The sequence below is a fragment of the Fluviicola sp. genome (assembly GCF_030151805.1).
In the GTDB taxonomy this organism is placed as follows: Bacteria; Bacteroidota; Bacteroidia; order Flavobacteriales_D; family Crocinitomicaceae; genus Fluviicola.
Window position 1 is genome coordinate 1 of sequence record NZ_JASLCN010000049.1, and the last position, 5,400, is coordinate 5,400.

5 protein-coding genes are annotated in these 5,400 nt (G+C 44.0%); all 5 read right to left on the reverse strand.

Annotated features, from left to right (window positions below; genetic code table 11):
• Positions 1–10: 10 nt before the first annotated feature.
• From Q1V93_RS01955 to Q1V93_RS01975, 5 genes are read right to left on the reverse strand one after another with little or no spacing between them, the layout of a single operon-like run.
• Positions 11–1,165, reverse strand: coding sequence for a hypothetical protein (locus tag Q1V93_RS01955; RefSeq protein ID WP_300660724.1), 1,155 nt, complete (start codon positions 1,163–1,165; stop codon positions 11–13).
• The gene (locus Q1V93_RS01960) at positions 1,165–3,078 is read right to left on the reverse strand and encodes a type II and III secretion system protein (protein ID WP_300660726.1); all 1,914 of its coding nucleotides are present in this window, start codon (positions 3,076–3,078) and stop codon (positions 1,165–1,167) included. The genes Q1V93_RS01955 and Q1V93_RS01960 overlap by 1 nt, the downstream gene beginning before the upstream one ends.
• Positions 3,079–4,488: a GspE/PulE family protein gene (locus Q1V93_RS01965; protein ID WP_300660729.1), complete on the reverse strand. Its 1,410-nt coding sequence runs from the start codon at positions 4,486–4,488 to the stop codon at positions 3,079–3,081.
• Positions 4,485–4,955, reverse strand: a complete 471-nt coding sequence (locus tag Q1V93_RS01970) for a prepilin peptidase (protein ID WP_300660731.1) — start codon at positions 4,953–4,955, stop codon at positions 4,485–4,487. Before Q1V93_RS01970 ends, Q1V93_RS01965 begins: the two co-directional genes overlap by 4 nt.
• Before the next feature lie 4 nt (positions 4,956–4,959).
• The gene (locus Q1V93_RS01975; RefSeq protein ID WP_300660734.1) at positions 4,960–5,370 is read right to left on the reverse strand and encodes a type II secretion system protein; all 411 of its coding nucleotides are present in this window, start codon (positions 5,368–5,370) and stop codon (positions 4,960–4,962) included.
• Positions 5,371–5,400 lie beyond the last annotated feature (30 nt).

Consider the following 5,400-nt stretch of genomic DNA (forward strand, 5'->3'; position numbering starts at 1 on the left):
TCAAATAAAGTCATTGCCGGATGTGTATAATGATGTGAAAGAGTGAACTCTTGTTATTCAAACGGGAATAATTGATCACCTCCACACTTTGAATCCATTCTTTTTTCTCGAGGTCTTCCATCCAGTCGTCGAGCACCTTGCTGTTGGCTCTGAGGCCGTGAATGGTGATCTTCGAATTGTCCGTTTCAACCTTGTGCTTGGGTTTGAGCGGCTGAACCAACGGAAACAATTCCATTTCGGTGAATTGAATGCTTTTCGGAACCGTTGCCCCGATATCGTCTGTGTAATAAGACAACAGGTTTCCGGATTGAATTCCGGAATTCTGAAACAAGACCAGTTTGCGCTGTTTTTCCTGTTTAATGCGGTCGATGACTGCAAAGTTGTCCTGGTAGCCCGAGATTTCCTGTTCGTAATCTGCCGCCACCTGGTTGAGGTGATTGACGAGGAAATAATTTCCGGTCAACGTGATGAGAAAGAACGCCAGGATGCTTAAACCAATGACTTTGAAGCGGGAATAATCTTTGTAATTCGCTTTTGTCTGATTCAATACTTCCTCCGGAATTCCCTGGTGAAATGCATCTTCGCGGGCTTGTTTTCCAAACAATTCATTGATAATTGCTTCGAGGTAACTGCTTTGTATGTGCTTTTCGGAAAGCTCCTGCTCATTTTTAGTAATCGTGACCTGTTCTTTGGAAGGAAACGATACCACATAATCCGCTTGAATACTCGTAGGATTTTCGGCCTTAAACGGCAAAACGGATGGTCCGATATAGATTCCCCAGATAAATCCTTTAACGGCTTCTATCGGGCTCAAAAACTCATCCACAACATGCTTGCGCGCAAAGGAAACCAGAACAGATCCGGATCGTTCGTAACTGTTGAAATAAAATTCGTCTTCCCTCCCCGAAACAAGGAGGCGTTCTTTGTAATTCGGTACATTTTCCACACTTCTGGCCAAAACTCCTGCTCCGCGAAGATGAATAATGAAGGGAATCGTTTTGGTTGCTTTTTTGAGAATCTCTTCCATGGATTCATAGCTTTCCAATGCATGCGCCGTAGATGTTTCGTCAATGCAGGCATACTGAAACAGACTTCCGTTCGATTGATGAAGAATCGAAATGAAGTTGAACTTTTTGGGGCCGCTATGTGTGAATGGATTTCTCATTAATACGTAACCGTTGGGCGAACAATGATATGCAATTTATACTTTCTTTTCGCTTTGCTTCTGCTGCTGAATAACCATTTGATCACCGGAACACGCGAAAGTAGCGGAACTCCGTTTCCACTGTTATTGTTCTGTTTTTTATCCAAACCACCCAATAAGACCACATCTCCGTTTTGAACGCGGATCATGGATTCGAAGGTCTGCTTGGTTGCATTCGGCGGAGCTGTTAAATCTACACGGCTTCCGTCAAAATCGTCATTGGTGAGTGTAATTTCCATCGTGACATTTCCGTCGGAAGAAACAAAGGGTTTGATCTTTACGGTCAGATTCGCATCAACGGATTTCCAAATCTTGGAAGTCAATACTCCCTGGTTGACAACCGTATTCTGGTAATTGACTTGCTGCTCCTGGTAATAGGTCGTCTGACCAATCGATACCGTTGCCAAATGGCTGCTCAACGTAGTGATTTTCGGCGTACTTTCCACGTCAATCATTCCATTGGATTCCAGTAACTGAAGTGACATGTAGAAGTTTTCCGTTACGGCTCCCAGGTTCACAACTCCAAACCCGTTAATGGTGTTCAGGATATTGTTGAGCGCACTTGCTCCCAGATTCACATCAAGAGAAGGGAAAACGGTTCCGCTGGTCACAGTCGGTTTATCTCCCAATCCCATTTTTACTCCGGAAGTAACGGTGCTGGTTCGCTCTGAAATCAGGATCATAACGTCAATTTGTACCAAAGGAACCACGATATCAATGGAGGAAAGGAATGACTTTAACTCTGCCACTTTTCTGGCAGGACCGGTTACAATCAAGGCGTTTAATTCCGGGAATTCATTTACATCCAGATCTTGCGTAAGTTCTTTCGGAACGGATGTTTTTACGTTTTCGATTGTGCGGTTTTCCATGCGTACCACTTCTGTTACACGAATTCCTTCCGACTTGTTTTCCCCGATCAGGAAGAGCTTATTGTCTTCTTTATACGCATATTTTGTTCCAACGAACAGGAGATTCAATACTTCCGGAAATGTCACATCCTGCAGTTGAAAACTGGCTTTCCCGTCCGGTTTATTGTAGAAGAAATAAGGAGTCAGAAGTTCTTGCGCCGAAAACTTGATGATGTCGGAAATATCGGCGTTATTGGCGATGATATCCAGGGTTCCGAATTCATTTTTCTTGATCTGAACTCCGGTTTGCTCGAAATCCGTTGCCGGTTTGAATCCACCGCCGGAACTGGAAGGATTGGTATTCTTTTCGGTTTTAGTCGAAGCAAACACATAGGTGATTCCGTTTTCATCTACGGAACTTTCCAATCCGTTTGCTTTGGCAGTCATGGCAACTACCTGGTCGAACGGTCTGTTCAGGAAATATCCGGTAATCGGTTTGTCTCTGACATCCGGAGCAATCACGATGTTTTTTCCGCTCAGGGAACTGATTTCTTTCATCACTCTGAAAAGGCTGTCGTTCTTCAGGTCCACAGACAAAAACTCATTGGAAGGATTGTACTTCACGTCGATTTTCTTCTCAATCTTCGGTTGTGGAGCCTCTTTTTTGATTTCCCGTTTGGTGATCGCAAGAATGTTCCCGACAAAACGGTATTCAATGTCGAAATGTTCATACAGGAATACGAGTACGTCTTTTACCTTCGCATCGAAAAAGTTGTACGAAACGGCATTGTTTAATACCGGATCAATACTGATATTCAGGTTGTTTTCGAGTGCGATGGAGTTTACCAATTCCGATAGCGGCAACCCTGAAACATTCAACTGAAAGGTATTGTTCAATCCTTTCGATTGGATACTCAGGCTGTCCAGTTTTGCGCGCAACGTAGGTTCGGTGAAGCTTTGGGCTTTCACCTGGTGATGCAGCATGACGGCGCCGAATAGGAAAAGTATCAGAAGGTGTTTTTTCATTTAGATTTCAGTTAATATCGGATATGCTTCTTCCAGCGAAGTGATTCCGGATTTTATTAATTCAAGTGCTTGTTTGTTTAACGTAATAATATCTCGTTCAACCAGTTTGTCTTCAATGGTTGAGTCATTGTTTTTAATGCTTTCGGACAATTCGAAATCAATCGGAATGACTTCATAAATAGCCGTTCGACCTTTGTAACCTGTAAAATGGCAATCGTCACAACCAACGGCTTCAAATACTTTAGAAGGAATGTTTTCCGGATTGAAGTTCCGCGGCCAGTCGAGGGGAGAAGTTTCTACTTCCTGTTTGCAGGTCGTACACAGTTTGCGGAGTAAGCGCTGAGCGACTGAAGTGTTGATGGTGCTCGCAATCAAAAACGAAGGAACGCCCATGTCGATCAACCTCGAAATTGTTCCCCAGGCAGAGTTCGTGTGAATGGTTGACAAAACCAGGTGACCGGTTAATGCCGCGCGGATTGCCATCTGGGCAGTTTCCCCATCACGGATCTCTCCAAGCATGATCACATCCGGATCCTGCCGGAGGAAGGAACGAAGTGCGCTTGCAAATGTCAGCCCGATTTGTTCTTTCAGCTGCACCTGGTTGATTCCTTCCAGCGTGTATTCGATCGGATCTTCGACCGTTACAATGTTGCGCTTTTCATCGTTTAACTGTTTCAAAGTTGCATAGAGAGTCGTCGTTTTTCCCGAACCCGTCGGCCCGCTGATCAGCACAATTCCATGCGGTTTTTTGATTCCTTCCAGGTAATTTCTCAGATCATTGTCTGTTAGCCCAAGCTGCGTTATCTGAATTGATGAAGCATCTTTCCCCAGAATACGCATCACGATCTTTTCGCCGTGAAGTGTAGGCAGAATGGAAACACGGATATCGAAATTCTGGTATTGGATTCGTCCGTCTTGCGGAAGCCGTTTTTCGGAAATATCGAGATTGGAACGGATTTTCACTTTGTTGACCAATTCCGAATATTCCGTTTTGTCGATGGAATAACGTTCGATCAAATGTCCGTCGATCCGGATCCGGACACGTGCCCGGTCTTCGTAAATTTCGATGTGGATATCACTGCTTCCCAAGTGGTTTGCATCCTGGATAATCCGATCCACAAAATCCGTATTGGCATTGAAGACCAATTGTTTTTCCTGGTTGGCCCTGCGGAAGAATTTTCCGAGTGAACGCTGGATAACGTCCGGTTTTTCGGGAACCAACTCTACATTTTTACCGAGCAGGGCGGTGAGTTCTTCCGCAACCGTATTTAAATGCTGCGTATTGTCAATATAAAACGTTGCCAGTTCTTCTGTGATTTCCCGGGGAATCACACGGTAATGCCACGCCAGATCGGATGGAATCACCTGCTGTAATTCTGCAGAAACGGACAGGTTGTTCACTTCACTCATAATTCATGGAAGATTGGTGCAATTTTGAACTCGGTGAGCAACAGAAAAACGATCGTACACAGCGAAATATAGCCTGCGTAAGGAATTGATTTCTTGCTTTTGAAAAACAGCATGGTCAGAAAGAAACCGATCAGACTGATGATCGTACCGGCAGTGAAAAAATAGATGAAAAACGGAAAGGCGAACAGCGGTGTAAGCGCCAGTAAGACCAAGGCATCGCCCAATCCGAAATATTCTTTGAACAAGTTCTTTGAGCTGAAACGGATGCGGATATACACGACCAGGAAGCTGAGAACAAAACTGATAAACAGCAAATTGAAAAAGAAGTGTTCCCAGTTGAGCAATTTCCAATGATAAATCAATCCGCTGATGAAAAGCAGGGGCGGAGTGAACCACCAGATTTCCCGGTAGCGGAAATCCTGGTAGATGATTGTTAATAGAACTGCTATGACTACGAAAACGAACATCGGATTAATCTACTTGTGTTTCTTTCGGTTGACCTTCCTGATCAATTTCCCAAATATTGTATTTCCCGTCTCCGTTGAAATCCTGCACGGCTTCCGCCTTTGCTTTGAACCCGGAAGGAGAAGCTTCGATAATCGAAACGCGATAAAGTGCTGTGCCGTTTTCGGTGATCAATTTGTGCGGAATGTAATTGATCTCTTTGGTATCCATGGAATACTTTGAGTACTGCAGAAAATAAGCATACTGCAGGTTGTGGATCATTCTCAATTCCTGCTGTGCTTCCATGCTTTTGGTGCGCGTAGCAATCCCGCTTTGATTCGGAATGACGAGCATCAATAGAATTCCCATAATGGCCAAAACGATCAGGATTTCAGCAAGCGAGAATGCCTTCAATTTTTTATGTCTGTTCAATTTCATATCTATTTAATGACATTACTTAGGTTAAAC